Origin of the sequence: Citrobacter sp. R4 (assembly GCF_026719175.1) — a bacterium.
GTDB lineage: Bacteria > Pseudomonadota > Gammaproteobacteria > Enterobacterales > Enterobacteriaceae > Citrobacter_A > Citrobacter_A sedlakii.
In genome coordinates this window covers 103,418-120,854 of sequence record NZ_JAPPSU010000003.1, presented here as the reverse complement: position 1 = coordinate 120,854, position 17,437 = coordinate 103,418, and the positions used below count along the sequence as shown (strand labels likewise).

Below are 17,437 nucleotides of genomic sequence, written 5' to 3'. Positions count from 1 at the left end.
CAATGGAGTTCGCTTTTTATATCTGTGGCCTGATAGCCATTCTCGCAACCTTGCGAGTGATCACCCACACCAATCCGGTGCATGCGCTGCTGTACCTGATTATTTCGCTGCTGGCGATTTCCGGGGTGTTCTTCTCGCTGGGCGCTTACTTCGCCGGTGCGCTGGAAATCATCGTCTACGCGGGCGCCATCATGGTGCTGTTCGTGTTCGTGGTGATGATGCTCAACCTGGGCGGGTCTGAAATTGAACAGGAACGCCAATGGCTGAAGCCGCAGGTGTGGATTGGCCCGGCGGTTCTGTCGGCCATCATGCTGGTGGTGATTGTCTACGCCATTCTTGGCGTTAACGACCAGGGCATTGACGGTGAGCCGATTAGCGCGAAAGCCGTCGGTATCACCCTGTTCGGACCTTACGTTCTGGCGGTGGAGCTGGCGTCTATGCTGCTGCTGGCCGGTCTGGTTGTCGCTTTCCACGTGGGGCGTGAAGAACGCGCCGGGGAAGTGCTGAGCAACCGTAAGGACGACAGCGCGAAAAGAAAAACGGAGGAGCACGCATGATCCCCTTACAACACGGACTGATCCTCGCGGCAATCTTATTTGTTCTGGGCTTAACCGGTCTGGTTATCCGCCGCAATCTGCTGTTTATGCTGATTGGGCTGGAGATCATGATCAACGCTTCCGCGCTGGCTTTTGTGGTCGCCGGAAGCTACTGGGGCCAGACCGATGGTCAGGTGATGTACATTCTCGCCATCAGCCTTGCGGCGGCTGAAGCGAGCATCGGCCTTGCGCTGCTGCTGCAACTTCATCGCCGTCGCCAGAACCTGAACATCGATTCAGTAAGTGAGATGCGTGGATGAACATGCTTGCCTTAACCATTATTCTGCCATTGATTGGCTTTGTACTGCTGGCGTTCTCTCGCGGACGCTGGTCGGAAAATCTCTCCGCGACCGTGGGCGTTGGCTCCATCGGTCTGGCGGCGCTGGTGACCGCATTTGTCGGTATGGACTTCTTCGCGAACGGCAAGCAGGCGTACAGCCAGCCGCTGTGGACGTGGATGTCGGTCGGTGATTTCAATATCGGCTTCAACCTGGTGCTGGACGGCCTGTCGCTGACCATGCTTTCCGTGGTTACCGGCGTGGGTTTCCTGATCCACATGTTCGCTTCCTGGTACATGCGCGGCGAAGAGGGTTACTCTCGCTTCTTCGCCTACACCAACCTGTTTATCGCCAGCATGGTTGTTCTGGTGCTGTCCGATAACCTGTTGTTGATGTACCTCGGCTGGGAAGGCGTGGGCCTGTGCTCTTACTTACTGATCGGCTTCTATTACAGCGATCCGAAGAATGGCGCCGCGGCGATGAAAGCGTTCGTCGTGACCCGCGTGGGTGACGTATTCCTCGCCTTCGCGCTGTTCATCCTCTACAACGAGCTGGGTACCCTGAACTTCCGCGAAATGGTTGAACTGGCGCCAGCGCATTTCGACGCGGGCAACAACATGCTGACCTGGGCGACGCTGATGTTGCTGGGGGGAGCGGTAGGGAAATCCGCACAGCTGCCGTTGCAGACCTGGCTTGCCGACGCGATGGCTGGTCCGACGCCTGTCTCCGCGCTGATCCACGCCGCGACCATGGTCACCGCCGGCGTCTATCTGATCGCACGTACGCACGGCCTGTTCCTGATGACCCCGGAAATCCTGCATCTGGTTGGGATTGTGGGCGCAATCACGCTGGTGATGGCCGGTTTCGCCGCGCTGGTGCAAACCGACATCAAACGTGTGCTGGCATACTCCACCATGAGTCAGATTGGCTACATGTTCCTGGCGCTCGGCGTGCAGGCGTGGGATGCGGCGATTTTCCACCTGATGGCGCATGCCTTCTTTAAAGCGCTGCTGTTCCTGGCGTCTGGCTCCGTTATCCTGGCCTGCCATCATGAACAGAACATCTTCAAGATGGGCGGCCTGCGTAAGTCCATTCCGCTGGTGTATCTCTGCTTCCTGGTGGGCGGCGCGGCGCTGTCGGCGCTGCCGCTGGTGACCGCAGGCTTCTTCAGTAAGGATGAGATTCTTGCTGGCGCGATGGCGAACGGTCATATCAATCTGATGGTGGCAGGTCTGGTCGGTGCATTCATGACCTCTCTGTATACCTTCCGAATGATTTTCATCGTATTCCACGGTAAAGAACAAATTCACGCACACGCAGGGAAGGGGATCACCCACCATCTGCCGCTGATTGTCCTGATGGTGCTGTCCACCTTTGTCGGCGCGCTGATTGTGCCCCCGCTGCAGGGGGTTCTGCCGCAGACTACCGAACTTGAACATGGCCGCGTAATGACGCTGGAAATTACCTCTGGTGTCGTGGCGATCGCGGGCATCCTGATTGCCGCATGGCTGTGGCTGGGCAAACGCACGCTGGTGACGTCCATCGCCAACAGTGCGCCGGGCCGTCTGCTGGGCACCTGGTGGTACAACGCCTGGGGCTTTGACTGGCTGTACGACAAAGTGTTCGTGAAGCCGTTCCTTGGCGTGGCCTGGCTGCTGAAGCGCGATCCGCTGAATGCGCTGATGAACGTACCGGCAATCCTTTCCCGCTTTGCAGGTAAAGGCCTGCTGTTCAGCGAGAACGGCTATCTGCGCTGGTATGTGGCATCCATGAGCATCGGTGCGGTTGTGGTGCTGGCGTTGTTGATGGTTTTACGTTGATTTGAGATCGCGGTTTTGCCCGGTGGCGCTGCGCTTACCGGGCCTACAAGACCGTAGGTCGGGTAAGCAAAGCGCCACCCGACACAACAAACCGCACTCAAACGTGAATTTGTTGAAATTCGTTGAAAATCAGGTCCGACAGGACAGGCGTTATCGGCGAAGTCAGAGTGGACACCGCCTGCGCACAGCAACCGAAGCGTACTTAAGTACGTGAGGATTGCGAGCACAGCCGGGGTCGCTATGACGAGCAAGATAGCCTGAACCGGACTTAAACAAGGAACAAATACTGCCATGTTATTACCCTGGCTAATACTTATTCCCTTCATTGGTGGGTTTCTGTGCTGGCAGACCGAACGCTTTGGCGTGAAGGTGCCGCGCTGGATCGCGCTGATCACCATGGGACTGACGCTTGCGCTTGGCCTGCAGCTGTGGTTGCAGGGCGGCTATTCACTGACGCAATCCGCTGGCATTCCGCAGTGGCAGTCTGAATTTGTCCTGCCGTGGATCCCGCGCTTTGGCATCTCTATTCATCTGGCTATCGACGGTCTGTCGCTGCTGATGGTGGTGCTGACCGGCCTGCTCGGCGTTCTGGCGGTACTTTGCTCCTGGCGAGAAATCGAAAAATACCAGGGCTTCTTCCACCTGAACCTGATGTGGATCCTGGGCGGTGTGATCGGCGTGTTCCTCGCCATCGACATGTTCCTGTTCTTCTTCTTCTGGGAAATGATGCTGGTGCCGATGTACTTCCTGATCGCGCTGTGGGGCCATAAGGCGTCCGACGGTAAAACGCGTATCACGGCGGCAACCAAATTCTTCATTTACACCCAGGCGAGCGGTCTGGTGATGCTGATTGCGATCCTGGCGCTGGTGTTCGTGCATTACAATGCAACCGGCGTCTGGACCTTCAACTATGAAGCGTTGCTGAATACCCCGATGTCCCACGGCGTCGAATACTTGCTGATGCTGGGCTTCTTCATCGCCTTCGCGGTGAAAATGCCGGTGGTTCCGCTGCACGGCTGGCTGCCGGATGCGCACTCTCAGGCGCCGACCGCCGGTTCCGTTGACCTTGCGGGGATTCTGCTGAAAACCGCGGCCTACGGTCTGCTGCGTTTCTCTCTGCCGCTGTTTCCGAACGCCTCTGCGGAGTTCGCGCCGATTGCCATGTGGCTGGGTGTGATCGGCATCTTCTACGGTGCGTGGATGGCGTTTACCCAGTACGACATCAAGCGTCTGATTGCCTACACCTCCGTCTCCCATATGGGCTTCGTGCTGATTGCTATCTACACCGGCAGCCAGCTGGCGTACCAGGGGGCGGTGATCCAGATGATCGCGCACGGTCTGTCCGCGGCGGGTCTGTTTATCCTTTGCGGCCAGTTGTACGAACGTCTGCATACGCGTGATATGCGTATGATGGGCGGCCTGTGGGGCAAAATGAAGTGGCTGCCTGCGCTGTCGATGTTCTTCGCAGTGGCAACGCTCGGTATGCCTGGCACCGGTAACTTCGTCGGTGAATTTATGATCCTGTTCGGCAGCTACCAGGTTGTTCCGGTGATCACCGTCATCTCCACCTTTGGTCTGGTGTTTGCCTCTGTTTACTCGCTGGCGATGCTGCATCGTGCTTACTTCGGTAAAGCCAAAAGCCAGATTGCGAATCAGGAACTGGCAGGGATGTCGCTGCGCGAGCTGTTTATCATCCTGTTGCTGGTCGTGCTTCTGGTACTGCTTGGCTTCTATCCGCAGCCGATTCTGGATACGTCGCATTCCGCGATGAGCAACATCCAGCAGTGGTTTGTTAATTCCGTTTCTACTACAAGGCCGTAAATCGCCATGACAATAACTCCACAACACCTGATTGCGCTGCTACCGCTGCTGATCGTCGGCTTGACGGTGGTGGTTGTGATGCTCTCCATTGCGTGGCGACGCAATCACTTTCTCAATGCCACGCTGTCGGTCATTGGGCTTAACGCTGCGCTGGTTTCGCTCTGGTTTGTTGGCCAGGCGGGCGCCATGGACGTCACGCCGCTGATGCGGGTTGACGGTTTCGCCATGCTCTACACCGGGCTGGTTCTGCTGGCGAGCCTGGCGACCTGTACGTTTGCCTACCCGTGGCTGGAAGGCTATGACGACAACCGGGAAGAGTTCTACCTGCTGGTGCTGATTGCCGCTCTGGGCGGGATCCTGCTGGCGAACGCTAACCATCTGGCCGCGCTGTTCCTCGGTATCGAACTGATCTCCCTGCCGCTGTTTGGTCTGGTAGGCTATGCCTTCCGCCAGAAGCGCTCGCTGGAAGCCAGTATCAAATACACTATCCTGTCCGCCGCCGCGTCTTCCTTCCTGCTGTTTGGTATGGCGCTGGTGTACGCACAGTCCGGCAACCTGTCGTTCGTGGCCCTCGGCAAGAGCCTCGGCGACGGTATGCTGAGCGAACCGCTGTTGCTGGCGGGCTTCGGGATGATGATTGTCGGCCTCGGCTTTAAATTGTCTCTGGTGCCGTTCCACCTGTGGACGCCTGACGTCTATCAGGGCGCGCCTGCGCCGGTATCGACCTTCCTGGCGACGGCGAGCAAAATCGCTATCTTCGGTGTGGTGATGCGTTTGTTCCTCTATGCGCCAGTAGGCGACAGCGAAGCGGTACGCGTGGTGCTGGGCATTATCGCCTTTGCCTCTATCATCTTCGGTAACCTGATGGCGCTGAGCCAGACCAACATTAAGCGTCTGCTCGGTTACTCCTCCATCTCTCACCTCGGCTATCTGCTGGTGGCGCTGATTGCCCTGCAGAGCGGCGAGATGTCGATGGAAGCGGTAGGCGTCTACCTGGCCGGCTATCTCTTTAGCAGCCTTGGCGCGTTTGGTGTGGTCAGTCTGATGTCCAGCCCGTACCGTGGGCCGGATGCTGACTCACTGTTCTCCTATCGCGGTCTGTTCTGGCATCGTCCTGTTCTCGCCGCGGTCATGACGGTAATGATGCTGTCGCTGGCGGGTATCCCGATGACGCTCGGCTTTATCGGCAAGTTCTACGTGCTGGCGGTCGGCGTGCAGGCCAGCCTGTGGTGGCTGGTTGCCGCCGTGGTGGTCGGTTCCGCGATAGGTTTGTACTATTACCTGCGCGTTGCGGTCAGCCTGTACCTGAGCGCGCCGCAGCAGCTTAACCGCGATGCGCCGTCGAACTGGCAGTACAGCGCGGGCGGCATTGTGGTGCTGATCTCCGCGCTGCTGGTGCTGGTGCTCGGCGTCTGGCCGCAGCCGCTGATCAGCATTGTGCAGTTAGCGATGCCGCTGATGTAAGCGAAACGCAGACCTAAAAAAACCCGCTTCGGCGGGTTTTTTTGTGGGCTGGCATAACGCCCAGCCTTTCTGGCGTTATTAGGATCCGCTTAACAGCTGTCTGCTCACCAGCGGGCCGTCAATTCTGTTCACCGCGCGCGTCATCACTTCCTGAATAACTGACGACAGCTCGTTGATTTCAAACTTCGCCACATAGCCGTCAGCTTTCACTTTGCGTACGTGATCTTCGTTGGCGCTGCCAGACAGAGAGGAGTGGATCACCACTGGAATGTGCTTCAGGCGTTCATCGGTTTTAATCTTACGGGTAAGGGTGAATCCGTCCATCTCTGGCATTTCCAGGTCGGTAAGCACCAGGGCGATTTTTTCGCTGATGGCTTTGCCTTCCGCTTCGGCCTCTTTCGCCAGATGCTGGATTTTCTCCCACGCGTCTTTTCCGGTAACGTGCATCTGGTGCGGAATGTCCATTGCGTTCAAGCCTTTTTCCAGCATCGCCCGTGCCACGCGAGAGTCTTCGGCGACAATGGCCACCGCTCCGGGGGTAATGTTGAATTTACTGGTTTTCAGTTCCGTGGCGCGTAGGTCATGGTTTGCGGGCACGATGTCATACAGGATCTGCTCAACGTCCAGCACCAGCGCCAGGTTGTTGGTCTCTTTGTCCTCGTCCAGGCAGGCGATACTGGTGATGTAACGTCCGTTTACCGCTTTCTCGGCGGTATGCACCTGCTGCCAGTCCAGACGCATGATGTTTTCCACTGACTCGACGGCGAAGGCCTGGACGCTGCGGGCGTATTCGGTGATCAGCAGGATATTCAACCCGTTTTCCGGTTTACACCCGGCGACGGCGGGGAGGTCGATCACCGGGATCACCTGATCGCGAATATTCACCATCCCCAGCAGCGGCGCCTTCATGCCTGCCGGACGCGTAAACGTCGGCATTGGCACAATTTCTCGCAACTTAAAGACGTTAATGCCAAACAGCTCAGACTTTTGCTCGTGCAGGGAGGTTCCCAAACGAAACAGCAGCAGCTCAAAGCGGTTGGACAGGGTGAGATTCGCCCTGTCATCGATATCTTTCTGGAAATTGTCCATTCTGTCCTCAGTGTGAATACTGCCTTTTTACTGTTATCGGCACCGGGGACAAAAAGTGGAGCGTTAAACCGTGAAAACGGCGAAATCCCCAGCCAGTTCCGTGTGCGGAAAAATGGCCCGACACTCCGCCAGAAGGCGCTGGCAGCCGGTTTCATCGTAGCGTGAACTGATATGCGTCATGATGAGCTTGCCGACTCCTGCCTCTTTCGCCAGCATCGCCGCCTGACGGGTGGAGCTGTGACCCCGGCTGTTGGCCTTCTCTTCCATCGAGGCATCCAGGGTGGTTTCGTGAATCATCACGTCAACCCCTTTCGCCAGCGCAAGGGCGCCGATGCAGGGCGCCGTGTCGCCAAAAATGGCCACCGCTTTGCCCGTGGTTGCCGGAGCAAGGTAGTCCGCGCCGTTGATGGTGCGGCCATCATCAAGGGTAATTGTCTTTCCGGCTTTCAAGTCCTGAAACCAGGGACCCGGCGTAACCCCCGCGGCTTTCAGCGCGTTGGCGTCAAGCGCACCCGGTTTGTCGTGTTCTTCAACGCGGTAGCCGTAGCATTCCAGCGGGTGTTCAAGCGGGTAGGCGGTTACCTTGCGCAAGCCGTCGTCAAGGATTTCACCGGCGGTAATCTCGACAATATCCAGCGGATAGTCGGTCCACGAACCACTCAGGCGCAGGCTGGTTTCGGTGAATTCACGAAGCCCTTTGGGTCCATAAAGGGTCAGCGGATGCGGATTGCCTGCCATCGAGCGGCTACACAACAGACCCGGTAAACCAAACAGATGATCGCCATGCAGGTGGCTGATAAAAATGCGTTCAATCTTGCCGGGATGAAACGCCGTCTCCAGCATCTGCTGCTGCGTGCCTTCCCCGCAGTCAAACAGCCACAGCGCGGGCTGAGTGGGATGGTGCAGATGCAACAATATCGCCGTGACGTTGCGCGCGCGGGTAGGGACGCCCGCCGAGGTACCTAAAAAGATAAATTCCATTATTTCATTACACTTTTTCAACTTATTCTGGCTAGTATAAAACGTTTGAGCAAAAGGAGGGCGCGATGATTACCTGGCAAGATCTGCATCATTCACAATTAACGGTTCCCGCGTTGTACGCGCTACTTAAACTGCGCTGCGCGGTGTTTGTTGTCGAACAGCGCTGCCCTTATCTGGATATTGACGGCGACGATCTGGTGGGTGAAAACCGCCATATCCTCGGCTGGCATAACGATGAGCTGGTGGCGTATGCGAGGATTCTGAAAAGTGACAACGCGCTGGAGCCGGTGGTCATTGGCCGGGTGATCGTCAGCGAAGCCCTGCGTGGCGAAAAGCTTGGCCAACATCTGATGTCCCGGACGCTCGCCGCCTGCCAGCAGCACTGGCCGCAAAAAGCGCTGTATCTCGGCGCGCAGGCGCATCTGCAAAACTTCTACGCGCGATTCGGTTTTACGCCCGTGACCGATGTCTATGATGAAGACGGCATTGCCCATATCGGTATGGCCCGTGAGGCAATTCAGGCGTAAATCCGCGTCGTTGTCTATAGTTAGGAACAGGTTTTACTAAAATGGAGAACGAGAATGTCTTATCAGTTTGGTGATTCGCGTATTGATGACGACCTGACGTTGCTGAGCGAGACGCTGGAAGAGGTGCTGCGCTCTTCGGGTGACCCTGCCGATCAAAAGTATATCGAACTCAAAGCGCGCGCAGAACAAGCGCTGGAAGATGTAAAAAATCGCGTCAGCCATGCGTCCGACAGCTATTACTATCGCGCAAAACAGGCGGTATATCGCGCTGATGACTATGTGCATGAAAAACCGTGGCAGGGGATCGGCGTGGGCGCAGCGGTAGGTATGGTACTGGGCTTGCTGCTCGCACGGCGTTAACCCTCACCGGAAACGCATCGACTCCCTAAACTGGGGTACTGCATTTTTTCTGTAGTACCCCGTATAATGTGAGGTTTTTAACAGGGAGAGGTCCGCGTGAATTCACTCACTACTGCGCTGGAAAGCCTGACGCGCCTTTTATCGCAGGAATTACCCGCCGCGCCGGGCATGCGGGTTTTCGATGTCCCTTTCCCCCTCAATGACGCTTTCGACGCGTTAAGCTGGCTTGCGAGCCAGCCTGTTTACCCACAATTTTACTGGCAGCAGCGCAACGGCGATGAAGAAGCCGCCGTGCTCGGTTCGGTTTCCCGCTTTTCCTCGCTTGATGCCGCGCAGCGTTTTCTTCGCGACCACCCACAGCAAAGCGACCTGCGAGTCTGGGGACTGAACGCCTTCGACCCGAAAACGGGCGAACTCTTTTTGCCCCGTCTGGAATGGCGGCGCTGTGCGGGCGTGGCGGTGCTGCGGTTGCATGTCTGGAGCGACAGATCGCTGCGTGAGGATGCCGACCGGGCGCTGTCGTTTCTCGCTTCACTGGCGAGCGTCAAACCGCTGGCGGCGCTGCGGCTAACCCTGGTTGGCGAGCAGCACTGGCCGGAAAAAGCAGGCTGGGTGACGCTGATTCAGCAGGCAACACGCACGATTGCCGAAGACCAACTGGAAAAAGTGGTGCTGGCGCGCGCCAGCGATCTGCAATTTTCTCGTCCGGTGAATGCGGCCGCGATGATGGCGGCAAGCCGTCGTCTGAATCTGAACTGCTATCATTTCTACATGGCCTTTTGCGCGAACAGCGCTTTTCTTGGCTCATCCCCGGAGCGACTCTGGCGGCGGCGGGATACCGCGCTCCGGACCGAGGCGCTGGCGGGTACAGTCGCTAACGATCCTGATGACTACAAAGCCTGGCAACTGGGCGAGTGGTTAATGAAGGACGATAAAAATCAGCGCGAAAACATGCTGGTGGTCGAAGATATTTGCCAGCGATTACAACAATATACCCATTCGCTGGACGTGCTGCCGCCAAAAGTGCTGAGGCTGCGAAAGGTCCAGCATTTGCGCCGCTGCATCTGGACGGCGCTGAATCAGCCTGACGATACGCTGTGCTTACTGCAACTCCAGCCGACGGCGGCGGTGGCGGGGATCCCCCGGGATCGCGCGCGGATGTTCATTCATCAACATGAACCGTTCGAACGCGAATGGTACGCCGGGTCGGCAGGTTATCTGTCGTTACAGCAAAGCGAGTTTTGCGTGTCGCTGCGCTCAGCGAAAATCACCGACAACGTGGTCAGACTGTATGCCGGAGCGGGCATTGTTCGCGGTTCCGATCCCGAACAGGAATGGCAGGAAATCAACAATAAAGCCGCAGGTCTGCGAACTTTGTTACAGATGGACGGATAATGAGTCACTTAATTCCGATTCATATCAATAATCCATTTTTTCCATTCTTTATACTGAGTCGCAATATTGATACCGGACAAACTCATGTCAGTAAGCGCATTTAACCGACGCTGGGCGGCGGTCATTCTGGAAGCATTAACTCGCCACGGTGTCAGGCATGTCTGCATTGCCCCTGGCTCGCGTTCCACGCCCCTCACGCTGGCGGCGGCGGAAAACGCGGCATTTATTCACCACACGCATTTCGATGAGCGTGGACTTGGTCATCTGGCGCTGGGACTGGCAAAGGCGAGCAAACAACCGGTGGCGGTAATCGTCACGTCCGGTACGGCGGTGGCTAACCTCTATCCGGCGCTGATTGAAGCGGGGCTGACCGGTGAAAAGCTGATTCTGCTGACGGCCGATCGCCCCCCTGAACTGATCGACTGCGGTGCGAATCAGGCCATTCGCCAGGCAGGGATGTTTGCGTCCCATCCGTCGCAAACGATCTCGCTGCCGCGTCCGACGCAGGATATTCCGGCAAGCTGGCTGGTTTCGACCCTCGATAACGCGCTGGCGTCGCTGCATGCTGGCGCCGTGCACATCAACTGTCCCTTTGCCGAACCGTTGTATGGCGATATGGACGACACGGGACTGGCCTGGCAGCAGCGCCTCGGCGACTGGTGGCAGGATGACAAGCCCTGGCTGCGCGAAGCGCGTCGGCTGGAAAGTGAAAAGCAGCGCGACTGGTTTTTCTGGCGCCAGAAGCGAGGGGTGGTCGTTGCCGGGCGCATGAGCGCGGAAGAGGGTAAAAAGGTTGCCGAGTGGGCGCAAACGCTGGGCTGGCCGCTGATTGGCGATGTGCTGTCGCAAACCGGACAACCGCTGCCCTGTGCCGATCTGTGGCTCGGGAACGCGAAGGCGGTCACCGAACTGCAACAGGCGCAGATTGTCGTACAGTTGGGCAGCAGCCTGACCGGGAAACGGTTGCTGCAGTGGCAGGCAACCTGCACGCCGGACGAATACTGGATTGTCGATAATATCGAAGGGCGGCTGGATCCGGCCCATCATCGCGGTCGCCGTCTGGTGGCGAAAATTGGCGACTGGCTGGCATTGCATCCGGCGGAAAAACGCAAGCCCTGGTGCGTGGCGATCCCGCGTCTGGCTGAGCAGGCCTGGCAGGCGGTGGCGGCGCGTCGTGACGCGTTTGGCGAAGCGCAACTGGCGCACCGCATCCGCGACTATTTGCCCGAACAGGGACAGTTGTTCGTCGGTAACAGCCTGGTGGTGCGCCTGATCGATGCGTTTTCACAGTTACCCGCGGGATATCCGGTATACAGCAACCGTGGGGCGAGTGGCATTGACGGCTTATTGTCAACCGCCGCGGGCGTACAGCGCGCCAGCGCCAAATCAACGCTGGCGATTGTCGGCGATCTTTCGGCGCTCTACGATCTTAACGCGCTGGCGCTGCTGCGCCAGGTATCCGCGCCGTTCGTACTGATTGTCGTCAACAATAACGGTGGACAGATTTTCTCACTGCTGCCGACGCCGCAGAGCGAACGCGAGCGATTTTATCTGATGCCGCAAAATGTCCATTTTGAACACGCTGCCGCGATGTTCGAGCTGAAATATTATCGTCCGGAAACCTGGGATGAACTGGACGCGGCGATAGCCGGCGCGTGGCGAACACCTGCGACGACGGTGATTGAACTGGTGGTTAACGATACCGACGGCACCCGGACGTTGCAGCAACTGCTGGCGCAGGTAAGCCATCTATGAACCTGCACGCGCAGGCGAAACCCGCTCAGCCCGGCGCGCCCTGGCTGGTTTTTCTGCACGGTTTTTCCGGCGACTGCCGGGAATGGCAGGCGGTCGGCGAGCAGTTGACGGCGTTTTCCCGTCTGTATGTCGATCTGCCCGGCCACGGCGGTTCCGCTGAGATTCGCGTAAGCGGATTTGCGCAGGTGATCGAATTACTGCGCAGTACTTTAATTAGTTACAACATACTGAACTACTGGCTGGTAGGTTACTCGCTCGGCGGCAGAGTGGCGATGACGGCAGCCTGTCAGGGGATGACCGGACTGTGTGGCCTGGTGGTTGAAGGCGGTCATCCGGGGCTACAAAGTGAGGCGGCGCGCGACGCGCGCCGTCGTTCCGATGCTCACTGGGCGCAGCGTTTTCGCCAGGAAGCGCTGCGAGACGTTTTCAGCGACTGGTATCAACAACCCGTTTTTGCCTCGTTAAATGCCGGGCAAAGGGCCGAACTGGTTGCCCTGCGAAGCGACAATAACGGCGGCACGCTGGCGGCGATGCTCGAAGCCACCTCGCTTGCGGCGCAGCCCGATTTACGCGCGGCGCTCACCGCGCGGACATTTCCGTTTTATTATTTATGTGGTGAACGTGACAGCAAATTTCGCGCGCTAGCGGCGGAATTAGCGGCGGAAAGCCATGTGATTCGTAACGCCGGACACAACGCGCACCGGGAAAATCCCGCTGGCGTGGTGGCATGTCTGGCGCAGATTCTGCGTCTCTGACTAAAGGACACACTATGATCTATCCTGATGAAACAATGCTTTACGCACCGGTTGAATGGCACGACTGCTCTGAAGGCTACACCGATATTCGCTATGAGAAGTCCAGCGACGGTATTGCAAAAATCACCATTAACCGTCCACAGGTGCGCAACGCTTTCCGTCCTTTGACCGTTAAAGAGATGATCCAGGCGCTGGCGGATGCCCGTTATGACGACAACGTGGGGGTGATTATCCTCACTGGCGAAGGTGACAAAGCCTTTTGCGCGGGTGGCGACCAGAAAGTGCGCGGCGACTACGGCGGTTACCAGGACGACTCCGGTGTACATCACCTGAACGTGCTGGATTTCCAGCGCCAGATCCGCACCTGTCCGAAGCCGGTAGTGGCGATGGTGGCCGGTTATTCCATCGGCGGCGGCCACGTGCTGCATATGATGTGCGATCTGACCATCGCAGCGGAAAATGCAATTTTCGGCCAGACCGGCCCGAAAGTCGGTTCGTTTGACGGCGGCTGGGGCGCATCTTACATGGCGCGGATCGTTGGACAAAAGAAAGCGCGTGAAATCTGGTTCCTGTGCCGTCAGTATGATGCGCAGCAGGCGCTGGATATGGGGCTGGTTAACACCGTAGTTCCGCTGGCGGATCTGGAAAAAGAGACCGTGCGTTGGTGTCGCGAAATGCTGCAAAACAGCCCGATGGCGCTGCGCTGCCTGAAAGCCGCGCTGAACGCCGACTGTGACGGGCAGGCGGGTCTGCAGGAACTGGCGGGAAATGCCACCATGCTGTTCTATATGACGGAAGAAGGTCAGGAAGGCCGTAACGCCTTCAACCAGAAACGTCAGCCTGATTTCAGCAAATTCAAACGGAATCCGTAATGCGTAGCGCGCAGGTATACCGCTGGCAGATCCCCATGGACGCGGGGGTGGTTCTGCGTGACAGGCGGTTAAAAACCCGCGACGGGCTGTATGTCTGTCTGCGTGACGGCGAACAGGAAGGGTGGGGAGAGATCTCCCCGCTGCCAGGCTTTAGCCTCGAAACCGTTGAAGATGCGCAGGTGGCCCTGCTGGCCTGGGTTAACGACTGGCTGCTGGGCGGCGAGTTACTGCCGGATATGCCGTCGGTGGCGTTTGGCGTCAGCTGCGCGCAGGCGGAACTGACGGGAATGCTGCCCGCAGCGGCGGACTATCGCGCCGCGCCGCTGTGTACCGGCGATCCGGACGATCTGGTGCTGCAACTGGCCGACATGCCTGGTGAAAAAGTGGCGAAGATTAAAGTCGGCCTGTACGAAGCGGTACGCGACGGCATGGTGGTTAACCTGCTGCTGGAGGCGATACCGGAGCTGCATCTGCGTCTGGATGCCAACCGTGCCTGGACACCGCTGAAAGCGCAACAATTTGCGAAGTACGTCAACCCGGACTATCGCCATCGCATCGCTTTCCTGGAAGAACCGTGTAAAACCCGCGACGATTCCCGGGCATTTGCCCGTGAGACCGGGATTGCCATCGCCTGGGATGAAAGCCTGCGCGATGCCGACTTCGCCTTCGAGGCGGAAGAGGGCGTCCGCGCGGTGGTGATCAAGCCGACGCTGACCGGCTCGCTGGACAAGGTTCGTCAACAGGTTGAGTCCGCACATGCGCTGGGGCTGACGGCGGTGATCAGTTCGTCCATTGAATCGAGCCTGGGTTTAACGCAGTTGGCGCGTATTGCCGCGTGGCTGACGCCGCAGACCATTCCCGGTCTCGACACCCTGAACCTGATGCAGACGCAGCAGCTTCGCCGCTGGCCGGGCAGCACACTACCGTGTACAGAACTTGATGCGCTGGAACGGGTGCAATGAGCTTTTCTGACTGGCCGTGGCGTCACTGGCGGCAGGTAAGAGGGGATGCGCCCGCTCTGCGCCTGAATGATGAGGTACTCACCTGGCAAGCGCTCTGCCAGCGCATTAACGCGCTGGCGGGCGGTTTTGCCGCGCAGGGCGTGGTGGAAGGCAGTGGGGTAATGCTGCGCGCCTGGAACCATCCTCAGACGCTGTTGGCGTGGCTGGCGCTATTGCAGTGCGGCGCGCGTGTTCTGCCGATCAACCCGCAGCTTCCGCAGTCGCTTCTGTCCACGCTGCTGCCGGATCTGACGTTACAGTTTGCGCTGGATCGCGAAGGCGACAATCCCTTTGCTTTTTTGACGACGCTGACGATGCGGGAAGAGGCGGGCGATCATGGCGTGGCCTGGCAACCACAGCGTCTGAGTTCAATGACGCTGACGTCCGGCTCCACCGGTTTGCCTAAGGCCGCCGTGCATACCTGCCAGGCGCATCTCGCCAGCGCCGAAGGCGTCCTCTCGCTGATACCCTTCGGCAAAGACGACGACTGGCTGCTTTCCCTGCCGCTGTTTCACGTCTCCGGTCAGGGCATCTTATGGCGCTGGCTGTTTGCCGGCGCGCGGATGACCGTACGGGAAAAACAGCCGCTGGAGCAGATGCTGGCCGGATGCACCCATGCGTCGCTGGTGCCAACGCAACTGTGGCGGTTGCTGATGAACCAGACGCCCGTTTCGCTGAAGGCGGTGCTGCTCGGCGGCGCGGCGATCCCGGTTGCGTTAACGGAGCAGGCGCGCGCGCAGGGCATTCGCTGTTGGTGCGGCTACGGACTGACCGAATTTGCCTCGACGGTATGCGCCAAAGAGGCCGATGGGCAGGCGGACGTCGGGGAGCCGTTACCGGGACGCGAAGTCAACGTTGTTAATGACGAAGTGTGGCTGCGTGCGGCGAGCATGGCGGCAGGTTACTGGCGAAACGGTAGACTGGCGCCGCTGGTTAACGACGAAGGATGGTTTGCTACACGCGATCGCGGTGTGCTGTCTAATAATAAATTAACCCTTCTCGGGCGGCTGGATAATCTCTTTTTTAGCGGTGGCGAAGGGATCCAACCGGAAGAGGTTGAGCGGGTGATTGCCGCCCATCCGCAGGTGCAACAGGTCTTTATTGTTCCCGTGGCGGATGCCGAGTTCGGCCAACGTCCCGTTGCGGTCGTGGAATATGACGCCAGCGAAGCGGTTCCGGACCTTCGCGAATGGGTGAAAGACAAGCTGGCGCGTTTCCAGCAGCCGGTGGGGTGGTTGATCTTGCCGGATACGCTTAAAAACGGCGGCATCAAAATTTCACGCCGGGCGTTGACCGACTGGGTGCGACAGATTTACGCGGATCGATAATGAATACGCGGGGGGAGCAATCTCCCCGAAAAACGTCATTAAACTCTTCGGGAAATAATTATTAAATAGCGGGTAATGCAATATTAGCAGGTGAATATTAATTTAACCTTAAGAAATAAAATAAAGACGAAAAAGGGATTATTCGCCTGAATAACCTTTGCTTTTATTCAGATTTTAAGGCATTTTCACGACACGAATTTTCGACTGGTATACCGAAAGGTAGACCGTATTTTATTTATTTTTATTGCGTGGAAAGTGACGTGTCAGCTTATTTCCAGTATTTTTCTCATTCCCGAAAATATGCCGCTATTTTGATCGTCAGTCTGGTTGTTCTGATTGGTGTTAGCGGCAAGGTGGCGTGGAGCAGCAACGGTTTGCCGCGCATCAATACCCCGACGCTCGCCTTGCTGGCAAAGCAGCACCCCGTCATCGTTCTGTTTCGCCATGCTGAGCGCTGCGATCGTTCCGAACATCCCTATCTGTCAGATAAAACCGGTATTACCGCATACGGCGCGCATCTGGCCAGGGCGCGTGGAGAGACGTTCGCCGCACAAATTAACGATTATTCATTATTTGCCAGTCCTGCCGTACGCACTATTCAGTCGGCGACGTGGTTTTCCGGCGGTAAGAAACTCACCGTGGATAACGCGATGCGTACATGTGGAGGCGGAACGCAACGGGCTATTCTACGCCTCGCCAAACAGTCACAGGGTAAAAATACGGTTATTTTTACGCATAATCATTGTCTGACGTGGCTGGCGGAAAATATGCGCGGCGTTAAATACGATCCGGGATATCTGGACGCTTTAGTGATGCATGCCGATCACGGTAAGCTTTATTTAGATGGTCAACTGATGATTCAATAATAAAAGCTTATCTCATCAGCGTCTCAATGACAGCCATAAAGGCTGTCATGTTCTGTTAAAGTAATCCTTTCAGCCCCAACGTTTTTCGCGTGGCGATATTCAGATCATATTTCGGTAAATCTTCCGGTTTGACCCAGGCGAAGGCCTGAAACTCTTCGTTAATATGCACTTCACGGTTAGCGGCAATGCAGTCAAAGATCAGGTAAATCATGTAGATCTCTTCCTGACTACCGTCCGGATAGGTTTTAGTACGGATATCATCGCTGAACGTCCAGGGTTTAATATCACTCAGTATCAATTCATCTCCGAGCTCTTCGCGGATCTCACGACGCAGGGCGTCTTCAATTAGCTCCCCCGGCTCCACGCCACCGCCTGATAAGGCCCATTGACCCGGAAAAACACCGCGATCGTCGGCCATCTGGCACAACAGGTAACTGCCATTATTCTGTATTAAGGGGCAAACAATAGTCCTTTGACGCACGATAATGTTCCTTAAAGCAGAGGTAAATGTGCCAGCGAAAAGCATATC

Annotated in this window: 17 protein-coding genes; 14 read left to right on the top strand and 3 right to left on the bottom strand. The window is 57.3% G+C overall.

Features of this window, described 5'->3' with window-relative positions:
- Positions 1-2: 2 nt before the first annotated feature.
- The 5 genes from nuoJ (at position 3) to nuoN (ending at position 5,979) form a co-directional block, all read left to right on the top strand.
- A complete protein-coding gene (nuoJ, locus tag OOJ60_RS09270; RefSeq protein WP_042290671.1) occupies positions 3-557 on the top strand; it encodes an NADH-quinone oxidoreductase subunit J in 555 nt (184 codons plus the stop codon).
- Entirely contained in the window at positions 554-856 is a 303-nt protein-coding gene (gene nuoK / locus OOJ60_RS09265; RefSeq protein ID WP_000612644.1) for an NADH-quinone oxidoreductase subunit NuoK, read from the top strand. Before nuoJ ends, nuoK begins: the two co-directional genes overlap by 4 nt.
- The gene (gene nuoL, locus OOJ60_RS09260; RefSeq protein ID WP_205612456.1) at positions 853-2,694 is read left to right on the top strand and encodes an NADH-quinone oxidoreductase subunit L; all 1,842 of its coding nucleotides are present in this window, start codon (positions 853-855) and stop codon (positions 2,692-2,694) included. Before nuoK ends, nuoL begins: the two co-directional genes overlap by 4 nt.
- 291 nt (positions 2,695-2,985) lie before the next feature.
- Complete coding sequence (nuoM, locus tag OOJ60_RS09255) at positions 2,986-4,515, top strand: NADH-quinone oxidoreductase subunit M (protein WP_042290666.1); 1,530 nt, start codon at positions 2,986-2,988, stop codon at positions 4,513-4,515.
- 6 nt (positions 4,516-4,521) lie between these two features.
- A complete protein-coding gene (nuoN, locus tag OOJ60_RS09250; protein WP_042290665.1) occupies positions 4,522-5,979 on the top strand; it encodes an NADH-quinone oxidoreductase subunit NuoN in 1,458 nt (485 codons plus the stop codon).
- A gap of 78 nt (positions 5,980-6,057) precedes the next feature.
- On the opposite strand, the gene OOJ60_RS09245 is transcribed toward nuoN, so the two are convergent.
- Together OOJ60_RS09245 and rbn are read right to left on the bottom strand one after the other, a co-directional pair.
- Positions 6,058-7,068: a chemotaxis protein gene (locus tag OOJ60_RS09245; protein WP_205612455.1), complete on the bottom strand. Its 1,011-nt coding sequence runs from the start codon at positions 7,066-7,068 to the stop codon at positions 6,058-6,060.
- A gap of 63 nt (positions 7,069-7,131) precedes the next feature.
- Positions 7,132-8,049 carry a ribonuclease BN gene (gene rbn / locus OOJ60_RS09240; protein WP_205612454.1) on the bottom strand — a complete coding sequence of 306 codons (918 nt, stop codon included), beginning with the start codon at positions 8,047-8,049 and terminating at the stop codon, positions 7,132-7,134.
- 65 nt (positions 8,050-8,114) lie between these two features.
- Between rbn and OOJ60_RS09235 the strand changes: the two genes are divergently transcribed.
- The 9 genes from OOJ60_RS09235 to OOJ60_RS09195 all read left to right on the top strand — a co-directional run bounded on the left by OOJ60_RS09235 (position 8,115) and on the right by OOJ60_RS09195 (position 16,908).
- On the top strand, positions 8,115-8,576 hold the full coding sequence (locus OOJ60_RS09235) for a GNAT family N-acetyltransferase (protein ID WP_200034602.1): 462 nt from the start codon (positions 8,115-8,117) through the stop codon (positions 8,574-8,576).
- A gap of 54 nt (positions 8,577-8,630) precedes the next feature.
- Positions 8,631-8,936: a stress response protein ElaB gene (elaB, locus tag OOJ60_RS09230; protein ID WP_042290656.1), complete on the top strand. Its 306-nt coding sequence runs from the start codon at positions 8,631-8,633 to the stop codon at positions 8,934-8,936.
- Positions 8,937-9,032: 96 nt separating this feature from the next.
- On the top strand, positions 9,033-10,331 hold the full coding sequence (gene menF / locus OOJ60_RS09225; RefSeq protein ID WP_205612453.1) for an isochorismate synthase MenF: 1,299 nt from the start codon (positions 9,033-9,035) through the stop codon (positions 10,329-10,331).
- 84 nt (positions 10,332-10,415) lie between these two features.
- Positions 10,416-12,086, top strand: a complete 1,671-nt coding sequence (gene menD, locus OOJ60_RS09220) for a 2-succinyl-5-enolpyruvyl-6-hydroxy-3-cyclohexene-1-carboxylic-acid synthase (protein ID WP_205612452.1) — start codon at positions 10,416-10,418, stop codon at positions 12,084-12,086.
- Positions 12,083-12,841, top strand: a complete 759-nt coding sequence (gene menH, locus OOJ60_RS09215) for a 2-succinyl-6-hydroxy-2,4-cyclohexadiene-1-carboxylate synthase (RefSeq protein WP_199956646.1) — start codon at positions 12,083-12,085, stop codon at positions 12,839-12,841. The genes menD and menH overlap by 4 nt, the downstream gene beginning before the upstream one ends.
- A gap of 14 nt (positions 12,842-12,855) precedes the next feature.
- Positions 12,856-13,713 (top strand): 1,4-dihydroxy-2-naphthoyl-CoA synthase, encoded by an 858-nt coding sequence (gene menB, locus OOJ60_RS09210; protein ID WP_042290647.1) that lies wholly within the window; start codon positions 12,856-12,858, stop codon positions 13,711-13,713.
- Entirely contained in the window at positions 13,713-14,675 is a 963-nt protein-coding gene (gene menC, locus OOJ60_RS09205) for an o-succinylbenzoate synthase (protein ID WP_205612451.1), read from the top strand. Before menB ends, menC begins: the two co-directional genes overlap by 1 nt.
- A complete protein-coding gene (gene menE / locus OOJ60_RS09200) occupies positions 14,672-16,042 on the top strand; it encodes an o-succinylbenzoate--CoA ligase (RefSeq protein ID WP_205612450.1) in 1,371 nt (456 codons plus the stop codon). The genes menC and menE overlap by 4 nt, the downstream gene beginning before the upstream one ends.
- Before the next feature lie 260 nt (positions 16,043-16,302).
- Positions 16,303-16,908: a histidine phosphatase family protein gene (locus OOJ60_RS09195; protein ID WP_205612449.1), complete on the top strand. Its 606-nt coding sequence runs from the start codon at positions 16,303-16,305 to the stop codon at positions 16,906-16,908.
- 55 nt (positions 16,909-16,963) lie between these two features.
- On the opposite strand, the gene nudI is transcribed toward OOJ60_RS09195, so the two are convergent.
- A complete protein-coding gene (nudI, locus tag OOJ60_RS09190) occupies positions 16,964-17,389 on the bottom strand; it encodes a nucleoside triphosphatase NudI (RefSeq protein WP_181822838.1) in 426 nt (141 codons plus the stop codon).
- Positions 17,390-17,437 lie beyond the last annotated feature (48 nt).

What these genes read in the sequence shown, in the direction of transcription:
- menE (WP_205612450.1), top strand. Translation starts at nt 14,672, where the DNA reads ATGAGCTTTTCTGACTGGCCGTGGCGTCACTGGCGGCAGGTAAGAGGG.
- menD (WP_205612452.1), top strand. Translation starts at nt 10,416, where the DNA reads ATGTCAGTAAGCGCATTTAACCGACGCTGGGCGGCGGTCATTCTGGAA.
- nuoK (WP_000612644.1), top strand. Translation starts at nt 554, where the DNA reads ATGATCCCCTTACAACACGGACTGATCCTCGCGGCAATCTTATTTGTT.
- nuoN (WP_042290665.1), top strand. Translation starts at nt 4,522, where the DNA reads ATGACAATAACTCCACAACACCTGATTGCGCTGCTACCGCTGCTGATC.
- OOJ60_RS09235 (WP_200034602.1), top strand. Translation starts at nt 8,115, where the DNA reads ATGATTACCTGGCAAGATCTGCATCATTCACAATTAACGGTTCCCGCG.
- elaB (WP_042290656.1), top strand. Translation starts at nt 8,631, where the DNA reads ATGTCTTATCAGTTTGGTGATTCGCGTATTGATGACGACCTGACGTTG.
- nuoJ (WP_042290671.1), top strand. Translation starts at nt 3, where the DNA reads ATGGAGTTCGCTTTTTATATCTGTGGCCTGATAGCCATTCTCGCAACC.
- nuoL (WP_205612456.1), top strand. Translation starts at nt 853, where the DNA reads ATGAACATGCTTGCCTTAACCATTATTCTGCCATTGATTGGCTTTGTA.
- OOJ60_RS09245 (WP_205612455.1), bottom strand. Translation starts at nt 7,068, where the DNA reads ATGGACAATTTCCAGAAAGATATCGATGACAGGGCGAATCTCACCCTG.
- menC (WP_205612451.1), top strand. Translation starts at nt 13,713, where the DNA reads ATGCGTAGCGCGCAGGTATACCGCTGGCAGATCCCCATGGACGCGGGG.
- nuoM (WP_042290666.1), top strand. Translation starts at nt 2,986, where the DNA reads ATGTTATTACCCTGGCTAATACTTATTCCCTTCATTGGTGGGTTTCTG.
- rbn (WP_205612454.1), bottom strand. Translation starts at nt 8,049, where the DNA reads ATGGAATTTATCTTTTTAGGTACCTCGGCGGGCGTCCCTACCCGCGCG.
- menB (WP_042290647.1), top strand. Translation starts at nt 12,856, where the DNA reads ATGATCTATCCTGATGAAACAATGCTTTACGCACCGGTTGAATGGCAC.
- menH (WP_199956646.1), top strand. Translation starts at nt 12,083, where the DNA reads ATGAACCTGCACGCGCAGGCGAAACCCGCTCAGCCCGGCGCGCCCTGG.